The 13409-nt window shown below is 55.9% G+C and carries 11 protein-coding genes; 3 read left to right on the forward strand and 8 right to left on the reverse strand.

Translation table 11 applies throughout. The features are described 5' to 3' along the window. Window positions 1-19: 19 nt before the first annotated feature. A complete protein-coding gene (locus tag HALO_RS05915; RefSeq protein WP_050713173.1) occupies window positions 20-1030 on the forward strand; it encodes an AbrB family transcriptional regulator in 1011 nt (336 codons plus the stop codon). Here the strand turns inward: HALO_RS05915 and HALO_RS05920 are convergent. The 6 genes from HALO_RS05920 to HALO_RS05945 form a co-directional block, all read right to left on the reverse strand. Further along, window positions 1023-2402: a sensor histidine kinase gene (locus HALO_RS05920; protein ID WP_035585249.1), complete on the reverse strand. Its 1380-nt coding sequence runs from the start codon at window positions 2400-2402 to the stop codon at window positions 1023-1025. The two genes, HALO_RS05915 and HALO_RS05920, sit on opposite strands and share 8 nt — an antisense overlap. Then, window positions 2395-3096 (reverse strand): response regulator transcription factor, encoded by a 702-nt coding sequence (locus HALO_RS05925; protein WP_035585247.1) that lies wholly within the window; start codon window positions 3094-3096, stop codon window positions 2395-2397. Before HALO_RS05925 ends, HALO_RS05920 begins: the two co-directional genes overlap by 8 nt. Window positions 3097-3110: 14 nt before the next feature. After that, complete coding sequence (locus HALO_RS05930; protein ID WP_009287363.1) at window positions 3111-3806, reverse strand: response regulator; 696 nt, start codon at window positions 3804-3806, stop codon at window positions 3111-3113. Window positions 3807-3893: 87 nt separating this feature from the next. Beyond that, complete coding sequence (locus HALO_RS05935) at window positions 3894-5300, reverse strand: ATP-binding protein (RefSeq protein ID WP_035585245.1); 1407 nt, start codon at window positions 5298-5300, stop codon at window positions 3894-3896. Continuing rightward, a complete protein-coding gene (locus HALO_RS05940; RefSeq protein WP_050713174.1) occupies window positions 5300-8425 on the reverse strand; it encodes an efflux RND transporter permease subunit in 3126 nt (1041 codons plus the stop codon). The genes HALO_RS05935 and HALO_RS05940 overlap by 1 nt, the downstream gene beginning before the upstream one ends. Then, window positions 8422-9636 (reverse strand): efflux RND transporter periplasmic adaptor subunit, encoded by a 1215-nt coding sequence (locus HALO_RS05945; protein WP_050713175.1) that lies wholly within the window; start codon window positions 9634-9636, stop codon window positions 8422-8424. Before HALO_RS05945 ends, HALO_RS05940 begins: the two co-directional genes overlap by 4 nt. A gap of 216 nt (window positions 9637-9852) precedes the next feature. Here HALO_RS05945 and HALO_RS05950 point away from each other — a divergent pair, with 216 nt between their 5' ends. Then, window positions 9853-10443, forward strand: a complete 591-nt coding sequence (locus tag HALO_RS05950) for a TetR/AcrR family transcriptional regulator (protein ID WP_035585238.1) — start codon at window positions 9853-9855, stop codon at window positions 10441-10443. Between the two features lie 26 nt (window positions 10444-10469). On the opposite strand, the gene HALO_RS05955 is transcribed toward HALO_RS05950, so the two are convergent. After that, window positions 10470-11273 carry a helix-turn-helix domain-containing protein gene (locus HALO_RS05955; protein WP_035585236.1) on the reverse strand — a complete coding sequence of 268 codons (804 nt, stop codon included), beginning with the start codon at window positions 11271-11273 and terminating at the stop codon, window positions 10470-10472. A gap of 108 nt (window positions 11274-11381) precedes the next feature. Next, window positions 11382-12392, reverse strand: a complete 1011-nt coding sequence (locus HALO_RS05960) for a zinc-binding alcohol dehydrogenase family protein (protein WP_035585234.1) — start codon at window positions 12390-12392, stop codon at window positions 11382-11384. 122 nt (window positions 12393-12514) lie between these two features. Between HALO_RS05960 and HALO_RS05965 the strand changes: the two genes are divergently transcribed. After that, a complete protein-coding gene (locus HALO_RS05965; RefSeq protein ID WP_035585232.1) occupies window positions 12515-13399 on the forward strand; it encodes a LysR family transcriptional regulator in 885 nt (294 codons plus the stop codon). Window positions 13400-13409: the final 10 nt, after the last annotated feature.

Genomic DNA, 13409 nt, shown 5'->3' on the forward strand with positions numbered 1-13409 from the left:
CTTGAATTCAGAATTTGAAATGTTGAAAAGAACTGTCATTACCGTTGGCTTGGGTTTTATGGGTGGCTGGTTTGCCMCCCTTTTTTCATTGCCCTTGGCTTGGATGCTTGGGTCTCTGTTTATGGTGATGGGCTTATCACTGATGGGGGTGAAAACAGGTGTCGATAAGCGTGTACACCGCACTGCCATAGCACTGCTAGGGCTATTTATAGGGAATCGAATCCAAGCAGATGAACTCGTAGGATTGGTTTTGTGGTACCCCAGTGTGCTGGCAATGCTGGTTTATATGGGACTAATGCTGATCGGCGGATTCTGGATTTTTAACCGAGCAAGTGTAGGACGCATGAATGCTATTTTTTGCTCGTACCCAGGGAGTATGAATTCAACGCTGGTGCTGGCTGAACGTGCAAATGGAGATTTACGCTGGATCGCCATCTCTCACTCGCTACGCTTAGTCACCGTGGTCTCGGGTGCGGCTTTCGTGGCGAGTTTTTTTGTTGATGATGTAGCGCTTGCCAGTTCGCCATCAGCGCTAGCCTTAGTCGATATCTTGCCTCTGTTATTGGCACCACTATGTTGGTGGTTAGCGCGCTTGTTAAGAATTCCCCTGCCTGAGTTTTTAGGGCCCATGGCCGCAGGGGCCATTATTGCTAACCTTGGATTTGATTACTCCCTGCCGACTGGGGTAGTGCTTGCAGCCTTTCTGGTGCTGGGGGCTTCTGTAGGCTCGCGTTTTTCAGGAACTCAGTGGTCGCAGGTAGTCAGCATGGGGCGCTATGGGATTACATTTGCCCTATTTGCGTTGGTGGTAGCGGCGCTAATGGCATGGTTGGTTTCAAGTTTTACTCAACTAGCCTTCGTTGCTGTCCTGCTTGCGTTAATTCCTGGTGGAGKAGGAGAAATGGCGGTGATCGCCATGGTGATGGGTATCGACCCAGTCTATGTTGTTTCTCACCACATACTGCGTCTACTGTTATTGATCTTTATGACCCCGCTAATGCTGCGAATAGTTAATCAGCCGCTTAAATAGCGGGGAAAGTCACCGTGACTTCAAAGCCGCCCTGGGGGCGATTTGTTAACGCCAGGCGGGCAGAGTGCGTCGTTGCAATTTGTTCTACAATGGCCAGCCCTAATCCGCTGCCAGGCGTATGTTTGTTGTGGCGGAAAAAGCGTTCCGTCAATTTGGAAAGCTGCGCTTCCTCCACGCCGGTACCCTCATCGCTAACCGTTAACGTTACTTGGCGCGTGTCAGCCGTTAGTGCAACGGTTATAACGCCTCTATAGGCCATGCTGCCACCCGCATGCACGCTGGCATTTTCGATTAAATTGGTTACTAACCAGCGCAGCATTATGGGGTCGCCTAAAATGTTAGGAATAGCTTTATGCTGATCAAAGGCGAGTTCTTGGTTCTGTTTATAAATATTAGGGGCAGTCTGGGCACAGGCGTCATGGCAAATGGCGATTAAATCGACACTTTCGAGATGAGACGTATCAACTAATTCACTGCGTGTTTTGGCGTATTTAAGCAGTTGCTTAACGGTGTGACTGGCATGTTCAGCGATGCGTTGAATCTCTCGCAGGCTAGTATGAGCGGGTGATTGCGAGGAGTCTTTAAGCGACATTTCCGTTAAAGCGCGAATCTCTGAGACAGGTGTTCTAAGCTGATGCGAGACATCAGCATTGAGCTGCTGAGTGCTTTCAATACTGCGCCGCATACGCTGCATTAAGTGATTAATACTCTGGATTAGCGGCAGGATCTCTTTTGGGGCTGCATCATCCAATGCATGCAAGTCATTCGGTGAACGTTGTCGCAAGGCTTGGCTAACCGCGTTAAGAGGTGCTAACCCAAGGTGAATGGCTAAAAGTGCAATTGAAATGGCTAGTAATCCTGTAACGACCATTAATCCTGTGAGCGTTATCATGAAGTCGTTGGTAAGGGTGTGGCGGGCTTCCTTTGATTCGGCGACGACGACTTCAATGTCTACCGGTTCGCCTCCTCTCCGGAACGGAAGGGTGAGCGCAACAGCTCTTAAAGCATTGCCCGCATAATCTACATCATAAAAAATGGGCTCTTGAGACGTTTGGGGTGGATCTGTCAAACCGCTAAAGCCTGCGATTATGTCTCCGTCATTTTCTTTAATGCGATAGAAAATTTTTCCTTCACCTCTGCTGCCAAGTGTACTGATGCTGAAATAGTGCATATTGATGCGTAGCTCACCATCCGCTGTGTAAATTCGACGCTCCAGTCTCTGAGCTGCATTAAGTAGCAGGTCATCAAAGGTGGCATTAATTTGGCGAGACAGCAGCAGGTGACTAGAGATCAATGCCAAGATCGCGAGGGCGGTGAAAGGCAGTCCAATCCATAAAAGCAGCCGACTGCGGATCGATTGGCGTTTATTCATAGCCAGGGGCTTTCACGTCTTTAGGTTCACAGTCTTTAGCTTCCAGGTAATAGCCCAGGCCGCGTACCGTTTTTAAGCCGAAATCGTAGCCAATTTTTTTACGAATCCGGGAGATGTAAGTCTCTACTGCGGCGTAGCTGACCGACTCATCGGAGGTAGATAGTCGGTCAATAATTTGATCCTTATTAACGAGGCGATTTTGGTTTATCAGCAGGTACTCCATGACTTCTAACTCGCGGCGATGCAACAGCAAGGGTTTGCCGTCAAGCCGAAGCTCCATGGCATCAGGTAAAAACTCTAAGCGCCCACACTGCAGCGTTTCTCCGCCAAAGTGCTTGGCACGCCGCACTAACGCCCGGGCACGTGCAGTAACTTCTTCCAACGAAAAAGGCTTGCATAGATAATCGTCTGCACCCACTTCAAGACCATGTATGCGCTGATCCAGGCTGTCGCGAGCCGAAATAATCAAGACAGGGATCGTATCCTGCTGATGGCGTAATCTGCGTAGTAGGGAGATGCCATCCAATTCAGGCAGGCCGAGATCCAGCACCAACAGATCGTATCCGCCCTGTTCAAGCATATGGAGTGCTTTTCTGCCATCGTCGGCGACATCAATGCTAAAGGCAGCCTCGCTAAGTGTGGCTGCAATAGAGTTGGCTAAATTAACGTTGTCTTCTACTACAAGCGCCTTCATAAGCAGTCCTGTTGTTATCCCTCCGGCTGGTACTTATACCCTACGCCATAGACAGAACGGATGATCTCCAGCTCCGGAAGCGCTTCGTGGATTTTCTTGCGCAGCTTTTTAATATGGCTGTCCACGGTGCGCTCTGAAACGATGCGGTTGTCGCGATACATATGATCCATTAACTGTTCACGGCTGAAAATTCGGCCTGGGGCCTGCATCATCACCCGCAATAGCTGGAACTCCACCGCCGTTAGGCCTAAATCCTGCCCGTGGGCGAGCGCTTGCCAGCCGTCTTCGTTTAATACCACAGGGGCGTTTTGCACCTTGGTTGGGGCATCGGCGACTGCTTGGCTGCGGCGCAGCACCGCCTTCACCCGGGCGACTACTTCCCGGGGGCTGAATGGCTTGCAGATGTAGTCATCGGCACCCAGCTCTAGCCCCAGCAAGCGATCCACCTCTTCTACCTTGGCGGTGACCATAATGATCGCAATGGTCGGCCACTTTTGACGAATTTCCCGGCTTAGGGTGAGGCCATCTTTGCCTGGTAGCATGATATCGAGCAGCACCAAAGCGGGGGAGTGTTGCTCCAGCCACGGCATTACCTCATCGCCATGGCCTAAGGTCGTCACCTCAAAACCATGAGTGGTTAAGTAGTCCGTCATTAGGCGGGCAATCTTCGGTTCATCCTCAACAATCAGTAAAGAGGCAGCATCAGACATAGCGGTAGACTCGCTTAACAGTGAACGTAAAAGCAGGGCGTAACGGTTCTTGTACTATCAGTTTTGGAGACATTAATCCCGGAAATATTAATCAGCAGCCAACAGCGGAAAACGTAGCGTCCAGCGTAGCCCACCTAGCGTTGAGCTAGAGGGCGTCAGCGTTGCGCCGTGGGCATTAACCAGGGCGCTGGCAATTGAGAGTCCTAAACCGCTGCCGCCACTGGCACGGCTGCGCGAGCCTTCAACGCGATAGAGCCGCTCGGTCAAACGGGCTAATTCACCTTCCGGCACGCCTGGCGTACTGTCTTCCCAGATGACTACGGCCATTCCCTGCTGAGCGGTAAGCGTGACGCGTAGCTCTCCCGGCGGCTGGGTATAGGCGCAGCTGTTGTCCAACAGGTTGTTCCAGAGCTGGCGCAGGCGCTGGGCATCGCCACGAATCATAATGCCAGGCTCGATCTGTTCGGTCAGCGTTAAACCGCTTTCGACTAACCAGCGGTCGGCGTCGGCGAGGCGGCTGGCGAGGCAGTCACTCAGGTCCATCGGCGCCAGTTGGATATCTAGAGCGCCCGCGTCGCTCTGCGACAGCAGGCGCAAATCCGCGACTAAGCGCTCTAGCTGCCCCACCTCTTGGGCGAGGGAGCTAAGGTTCTCCTGGTTCAGCGGGCGAATGCCATCCTGCATGGCTTCGATCTCGCCGCGCAGCACCGCCAGCGGCGTGCGCAGTTCGTGCGCTGTGTCAGACACCCAGCGTGCACGGGCATCGCGGCTGGCTTCCAGGGTTGCTGCCAATACGTTGAAGTCGCGTGCCAGGCGCGATAGCTCATCGCGACCGCGTTCAGGCAGCCGGGTGCGATAGTCGCCCTCGGTAAGCCGCAGCGTGGCGCCCGCCAGTGCTCGGGTGCGTCGCCCCAGCCACCAGGAGAGCCCGCCCGCCAGTAGCAGCGAGGCAACGCAGAGAGATACCACGATAAGCACGAGATTGCGTTGCTGGCGCTCCAGGAAGCGGCTCTCCATACGCTCCATCATTTCTCGGGGAGGCCGGAAACCCAGCGAGCCGATATGGGTATCACCGCTACGCAGGGTCAGCCAATGCCAACTGCCCGAGCCTTCCCGACCACTCCTGGGCGGCACCACAAAGCGGTCATCGGCGGCGCGCAGGGTGAAATCACGCGCCTCGCCGAGTGGCGAAGGGCGGTCACGGTTTTCTTGGCCTAGCTCAAAACGAACAATGAATGGCCAGCGCTCCGGTGACTGCTCCAGCCACTCCCAGCTCTGCTGGGTTTCCCAGCGAGTCACGAGGCCGTCAGCCAGCAGTGTGGCGCGGCGCTCCTGGGCTTGATTGAGGTAGTCGAGAAAGCCGCGGTCAATACTGTAGGAGACGGCCAGAAACATACTGGCTGAGATCGCTATATTGACGCTGAGAATAATCACAAACAGCTTGAGCCCCAACTGGGAGGGGCGCCATTGACGTATGGCGGTTAGCAAGGCCATCAGCGGGCTCCCTCTGTTTGACTAGGCTTGTTTGTAGTTGGATCAGGCTGGCGCGGCGCGCTGAGCCGTTCGCGAACATTCTCCATGCCCAGGTAGAGGCAGGGCACCAGGATCAGCAGTATCACGGTGGCGAACAGCATGCCAAAGCCCAGTGAAATTGCCATGGGAATCATAAAGCGCGCCTGCCGCGATGTTTCTAAGATCATCGGCGCCAGGCCTAGAAAGGTCGTCAGCGTGGTCATCATAATCGGCCGTAAGCGGCGGGKGGCGGCCGCCACAATGGCTTCCCTGGCGGCCATGCCTTCGCGGCGTTTGCGGTTGGCGTAGTCGATCAGCACCAGGGCGTCGTTAATCACCACGCCTGAAAGGGCGAGCATCCCCAACAGGCTGATAATCGAAAGCCCAAAGCCCATGATCATATGTCCAGCGACGGCGCCGACAATGCCAAAGGGGATCGCGGCCAGCACCAGCAGCGGCTGTAGGTAGCTTCTGAAGGGAATAGCGAGCAAGGCGTAGAGTGCAGCAATCATTAACCACATGGAGGTTTTTAGCGTGGCTAAGTTATCGGCGGTGTCCTGCTGACGACCGCCCATGCTGACTTCCAGCCCCGGCCAGGTCGCTTCCAAATTGGGGAACACTTCTTCCTGTAGTGTGGCAAGCACTTGGTTAATGGCCAGGTCGCTTTCGGAGTCGGCGGTGACGGTAATAATCCGCCGGCCGTTAATGCGTTCAAGGCTGCTAGAGGCTTGGCTGATGGTAATGTCGGCTACCCTGGAAAGCGGCMCACTCAGCCCATCGGGGGTGCGCACCGGCATGCGGTAAAGCTCGTTCAAGCTGTCGCGGTTGTCATTGGGCAAACGCACCTCAACGCTGATTTCGCTGCGCCCTACGTACTGTTCAAGCGCCGTGGCGCCCTGGAGAGGGCCTCGCAGGGCTTGGGCCAGGTTATTACCCGTGAGCCCCAAGGCGCGGCCTTCGGCAGAAAGACGCATCTCTAACTGTGGCTTGCCGTCGCCCAGGCCGCTGTCGATATCCGTAAGGCCATAGCCACCTAGCGTTTCCGCTAGCCGTTCGGCGGCGGCTTCCAGTACCTGGGTATTCGGGTGGGAGAGTCGGAGGCTGAGCGCCGCGCCACTACCAGGCCCGCCGACGTCGGCTTCAAAACGCACCGACTGGGCGCCGAGCAAATCACCGGTAAGATCGCGCCACTCTCGGGCGATCCGTGAGGGTGGCCACGCTTCCAGGCTTTCGCTGGCAATATCTAACCGCACTTCCAGGCTTTCGCCGTCCAGGCGGCTGCGTGAACTGCTAAAACTGAGGGTCTCTTCGCGCTCGCTAAGGGCATCGGCGGCGTCGAGCAGCTGTTGGCTTAGCTCGCGGCTAACGCTGATATTGCTGCCAATGGGTAGGGTGACCGTGGCCTGCACCTGATCTGATTCGACCCGTGGCATTAGCGAGAAACCCAACCGCCCGCTCATCGCCCAGGAGAGCGCGATTAGCAGAATGGCGATGCCCAGCGAAATACTCAGCAGGCGTTGGTTCAGGGCGCGCTGCAAGAACGGCTCAAACTGGCGGTAGGTAAAGTGGTGTAAACCTCCCTGAAGCCGCTGGCGCAGCGCTTCCAGGGGGCGCTGCCACGTCGGGGTTTGGCGGGGTTTTCGGCTATGCGCGAGGTGAGCGGGCAGAATGACCAAGGCTTCCAGCCAAGAGATCAAGAATACCGTGACCACCACCACCGGCACGGTAGCAAAAATCAGCCCCAAAAAGCCGGGTAAAAAGAGTAGCGGCAGGAAGGCGACAATATTGGAAAGAATCGCGAAGGTCAGCGGAGTAGCAATTTCGCTGGCGCCTTTGACTGCCGCATCGCGCAGCGAATAGCCCTCTTCACGGTAGCTGTAGATATTCTCGCCGACGATAATGGCGTCATCGACGACGATGCCCAGGGCGATAATAAAGGCGAACATCGACATCATATTGAGCGAGACGCCGATCCAGGGCAGAAACAGCATCGCGCCGAGAAACGCTGTGGGGATGCCCAGGGTGACCCAGAATGCCAGCCGTGCTTCTAAAAACAGCGCCATAAGTACCAATACCAGCGCTAGTCCCATCCAGGCATTTTTTAACAGTAGGCTGAGGCGGTCTTCATAAACTTCTGAGCTATCGCGGGAAATATCCAGGCTGACGCCTTCCGGCATGCCTGCACGCAGGCGCTCAAGCTCACCGTTGACCGCTTCCGAAATACTGGTCGGGGTTTGGTCGCCAATCTGATAAACATCCACTGATAGGCCGGGCTGGCCGTTATAAAACTCCTCGCGGTCGGTTTCGGCGAAGCCATCGCTGACCTCGGCGATATCCCCAAGCGTGATGGGCATTCCTTGTGAGCTGGTCAGAATCGGCAGCTCGGCAAAGGCTTCGGCACTATTGCGGCGTCCTTGGTAGCGAATTAGCCATTCCCCTTCGGCCGTCGTTAGCTGGCCACTGGCAAGGTCTAGCGCCTCTTCGGCAATGCGGCTGGCCAGTTCCTGATGATCGAGGCCAAAGCGCTCAATGGCCTCATCATCGAGATGAACTTGAATCTCCCGCTCGCGGTTGCCGGAAAGCTCAGCGCGGGAAATGCCCGAGGTGGCTTGGAGTTCGCCGCGCACATCTTCGGCGGCGTCATGCAGCGCCTCTAAGCCGACCGGGCCGTAGACCTGCAAGCTCAACACGCTGCGGGAGCGCCCCGCCAGGGTAAAGCGCGGTGGGTCGGCAGCGCTGGGGAGCGTAGTGATGGCGTTCACCGCCTGCTGGATATCCTGGTAGGCGCGCATGACATCCACGCCGTCAATTAGTGTCGCGTTGACGCTGGCGCTGCCTTCGCTGGCCGTGGCGGTCAGCTCGTCGATGCCTTCTACATCAGCAATCGCGGCTTCCACCGGTAGCAGCAGGCTCTGTTCCACATCTTCCGGCGTGGCGCCGGGGTAGCTGATAGAGACTTGCACAACTTCGGTTTCGAACTCGGGGAAGACCTCTTTTTTAATCGCCAGCGAAGCCATGAGGCCGCCGACGATAAACAGCACCATCAGTAAGTTAGGCGCTACGCCGTGATCCACCATCCAAGCTAATGGGCCGCGTGGCACTTTCATGACTCATCTCCCGGTTCATCTTCCGCTTGAGCCGGGGTGTCTTTGGGGCGGCGGACGCGCACGAGCTGGCCTTCTCTGGGCTGGGCCAACCCAGCGGTGACGACCTGCTGGCCGGTTTCCAACCCGCTACGGATTAACGCATCATCTTCACCGCGATAAGCCAGCGTGACCGGTGTACGGCGTAGGCGGTTATCTTCATCTACCCGCCATGCTACGTCACCTGGACGAAGCGCCGCAGACGGCAGAGAAATGAGCTGCTCCTGAACAGCCGGTTGGAAAGAGGCGCGCAGCACATCACCCAGGCGCAGGGCAGGGCCGTCGGTCTCTAGGGCGAGCGGGTCGTTAACGGCGATCAACAGTTGAGCCTGCAGGCCATTCTCTTCAAGGCTAGGCAGCATCGAGACCAGTGTCCCTTGGCGTGTGGCGGCTTCGGGCCAGCCGCGGCTGGTTAAGGTGACTGTGGTGCCCGCTTCCAACCACTCAGTCCACTCACCAGGGAGCGAGGCGCGCACCCAAAATTGCTCCMCGCCCACCAGATGCAGCACCTCGGTACCTTGGCTGAGCAAGCTGCCAGCACCGACCAAGCGTTCTTGCACCATAGCTCGCCAGGGCGCGATGAGGGTAGCGCGCTCCACATTGAGCGCCGCTTGATCGCGAGCCACCCGCGCTTGGGTGACCTGAGACTGGKCTTGGCGCAACTGCGGTTCGCGCAGTACCAGCGCCCGACGTTCGGCAGAGAGCTGGCGGCCAAAGGATTCGTACTCGCTGCGCGCCCGCTGCTGCTCTGCCTGCTCTAGCGATAGCTGGGCCTGGGCGTTGGCGAGCTGGGCCTCGGCATCTTCAAGGGCTAGCTGTAAGTCGGCTTGGTCAATATAGGCGACCGGCGCTTGCTGCTCGACTACCTGGCCGGGCACAACGCCGTCGGCAAAACGCTCCAACTGGCCCGCCACACGGCTGGCCAGCATTGTTTCCTGCTCCGCCTCAACGCGACCAAAAGCATACAGGTTCGGAGCCTGGGCACTAGCGCTCACCGTGACGACGTCTACCATACTAGGCAGAGGCTCCGGTGGTGGGGTACGCTCTATACGAGGTGGTTGGGTAATAATCCACCAAGCAAGCGCCAATGTGGCAACAAGAATCAATAATGCAACCACGGCACCTAAACGAATGCGGCCATGTTGATGCGTAGCGTAATAGCGAGAAAGAGTCATTACCGCGCGTCATCCATTAGGAGCGAAAATTCCAGAAAAATAAGCGTATGATGCTAGGGTCTCGCATTGTTAAGCAGCCATTAGTCAAACAATGTGCAAATAACATGCAACCGCTACTTCACTTGCATCCGCTGGTTTGGTTTTAGCTTAACTTGGCTTTTATTCACTTGGTTCTCTCACTTGAAAACAATAGACTGACTGGTCTACTTTAAGATTATGAAAAACAATGCAACCCGTGACAAACTCATCGATAGTGGCGCCCAGCTGATTAGTCAGCAAGGCTACAATGCGACGGGCATTAATGCCGTGTTAAAAACTTGCGGTGTACCGAAAGGCTCCTTTTATCACTATTTCTCCAGCAAAGAAGATTTCGGGCTGGCGGTGATCGAACGCTTTGCTACCCGCTATGATGAAACCCTGGTGGCGCTGCTGGAAGATAATGACACGCCGCCGCTCGAACGTCTAAGGCGTTACTTCGCGGCTGGCCGTGAGCATATGCACGAATGCAATCACGCCACAGGCTGTTTGATTGGTAACCTCGGCCAAGAGCTTTCGGGCCAGAGTGACACCTTCCGTGATGCGCTAAATCTGGTCTTTCAGCGCTGGGAGCAGCGCTTCGTGCAGTGCCTGAAAGACGCCCAGGCGCAAGGTGATATTGCCATCCGTACCACGCCAGAAGCGCTCGCCAGCTTTATCCTTACCGGTTGGGAGGGCGCTATTCTGCGCGCCAAAATGTTGAAGTCCGTCGAGCCCATGGTGCACTTTGAAACGATTTTGTTTCAGCAGGTGCTGGTGCCTTCACCTTAACGCCTGTTTCCCTGCTCGCTTGTGCTCTAGTGACGAGCACGGAAGTGATGCTCTTCAGTGGCCACATCGTTTCGGGTTGCGGCGATAAGGGCATCATCGAGCGAAGGGTCATCCATGGCTATTAAACCGCACTGTGCCAGCGCTTCGCGTAGGCTGACTTGCTCATCCAGGCGCTGATACACCACCCGCACACAGCAGGGCATGCGCTCGCTGTTATCCGCCACGCCCATTTTTAAGCCGGTCAAACGCGTCACTTGGCTCTGAAAGCTCGGAAACAGAATCGTCTGAGTGATTTCATGGCCGTTAAGGGTTTCGTGGTCGACCAAAAAGAGTCGATCCGCAAGCTTCACCGCGGTGCCCACATAGCGATTGTGACACGGTCGAGAGCCGGGCGTGGTCTGCATCCGCTCGGTGCGCTGATAGACTACGCCACCTTCCCGCGCTTCCAGGCACACCAAGGTTCGCATTAACAGCCCCGGTCGCGACATTGAGTGATAAAGCTCAAAGTAGCGGCCGATATAGCGCTCCATGCCTTCGCTGCCGCGCTGAACCAGTGCGTTCGGCCACGGCAATGCTGCTGGGGTTGCTTCTGACTTCAGTTGGCCGGTTTGCACCAGGGCACGAAAATCGTGGTGGGGAAGCGCGATATCCTCAGTGGTGACGCCAAAAAAGTGGCAAATGCGTTGCAGTGCCGCGTGGCTGGGACGGTAGCGCCCACTCAGGTAGCGGTTAAACTGAGCACGGTTGATCGCTAAACGCCGACAAACCTCAGCAATAGACGGGTAGTAGCTGCAGAGCAGGCGCAGGTTGGCCACAAAATCGTCATGCATTGGGTGACTCGATTCTCTAAGTGTCGTGGCTGCCTAATGTGATGGTTCACGCCTCAGAGTGCAACGGCCCCGTGACAGGGCCGTTGCGTCCATCGAGTTCGATCTTGTTTAAAAACCTTCCAAGACCAGTTTGCCAATTGTACTGTTGCTCTCAATAAGGGCGTGCGCGCGTTTTAGATTCTCAGCGTTAATGGGGCCTAACACCTCGCCTAAGGTGGTTGTTAGCCTTCCATCATCGACCATGGCCGCCACTTCTGTGAGCAGATCGTGCTGCTTGGCAAGATCTTCGGTGGTGAATAACGGGCGGGTAAACATCAGCTCCCAATGCAGCGAAAGGCTTTTCACTTTGAGCTTCCGCACATCGATCAGTTCCGGGTCATCAATCAGTGCCAATTTGCCTTGAGGCTTAAGGGCTTCAACAATGGCCTCAAAGTGGTGATCGGTTTGGTTAAGGCTGATCACCATATCCACCCCGTCAAAGCCTGCCACTTTAAGCGCCTGATCAAGTGGTTGGTGGTGGTCAATAACGGCGTCCGCGCCTAGCGACTTCACCCAGGATTGGCTTTCGGGCCGAGACGCCGTACCAATGACGGTAATATCGGTGAGCTGTTTGGCAAGTTGCACAAGGATTGAGCCCACGCCCCCCGCTGCGCCAATCACCAACAGGCTTTTGCCTTGGGTATCGCGCATGCCCAGCTCTAGCCGGTCAAACAGCAGTTCCCAAGCAGTAATGGCGGTTAATGGAAGCGCAGCAGCTTCAGTGTCAGAAAGGCTTTTTGGCGCTAGGCTGGCGATGCGCTCATCGACCAGTTGAAACTCGGCGTTAGAGCCTTGGCGCGCAATGTTACCCGCATACCACACCCGGTCACCTGGCTGAAAACGCGTAACGGCGCTGCCAACGGCATCCACAATGCCCACAGCATCGTACCCCAGCACTCGCGGCTCGCCGGTTTTCGGCAAGGCGCTGTTGCGCACTTTGGCATCAACGGGGTTTACGGAAATGGCGCTAACCGCAACACGAATATCGTGGGCTTCTGGGGTTGGGGTGGGTAATTCAATCTCTTGAAGCGCATCAGGATGATCAATAGGCAGGCTTTGGGTAAAGGCAATCGCTTTCATAATGGGTAGTCTCGTGAGTTTAGGTTGCGCCATCATGCCTGGATGTTGTTTTGCTAAAAAGAGGGGTAATCTTGCTAACAGTTTCTAATAAATTTTGAAAATAGTAGGCGCCAGAGGTTTTAATGCGTGTCGATGATCTAAAAGTGCTGATCTATGCTGCCGAGCACGGCAGCCTTTCTGCCGCTGCACGGGAGTTAGCGATTACTCCAGCGGTGGCCAGTGTGGCCATCAAACGTTTGGAAGATGCGCTAGGCACGCGGCTATTGGTGCGCTCTACCCGCAGTTTGCGGCTAACCACCGCGGGCGCACACTACCTTGTGCACGCTAAAGCGGCGCTCAATGCTCTCAACCAAGGCGAGAAAGAACTTCACCGCGAGCGCCAAGAGATCGCTGGAGAGCTCAGTCTTGCCATGCCTTCCGACCTGGGTCGCAATGTGCTGCTGGGCTGGTTGGACACCTTTATGGCCCAGCACCCGCAGTTGCATTTACGCCTGCGAGTAAGTGACCGCGTGAGTGATCTGTTCCGCCAACCCGTAGAAATCGCCCTGCGATACGGCGTTCCGGAAGACTCCAGCCTCGTCGCATTGCCGCTTAAAAGCGATAATTATCGCGTGGTATGTGCCTCTCCAGACTATATTACGCGTCATGGCAGTCCTGCTTACCCCGACGATTTACATCAGCACAACTGCCTATGTTTCGTGCTTGGCGAACGTGTTCATAACCAGTGGAAGTTCGGGAGTGACAACATCAACGTAAAAGGCAATCGGGTGAGCGACGATGCCGATTGTGTGCGGCGCTGGGCATTGGCTGGCGAGGGCATTGCTTACAAGTCACGGCTAGACGTTGAAGAAGATCTTCGCAATGGTCGCCTAGTGGCAATGCTGGAGGAGTTTCCCAGCGAGCCAACGCCGCTCTATCTTGTGTGCCCTCATCGCCTCTCACTAACGCCTGCCGTGGTAGCGTTAAAAGACTTTCTTATCCAGCAGTTAAAAGGTTACAGCCGCTAGCGGCTGAGGT

Source organism: Halomonas sp. R57-5, assembly GCF_900070345.1.
Taxonomy (GTDB): domain Bacteria; phylum Pseudomonadota; class Gammaproteobacteria; order Pseudomonadales; family Halomonadaceae; genus Vreelandella; species Vreelandella ventosae_B.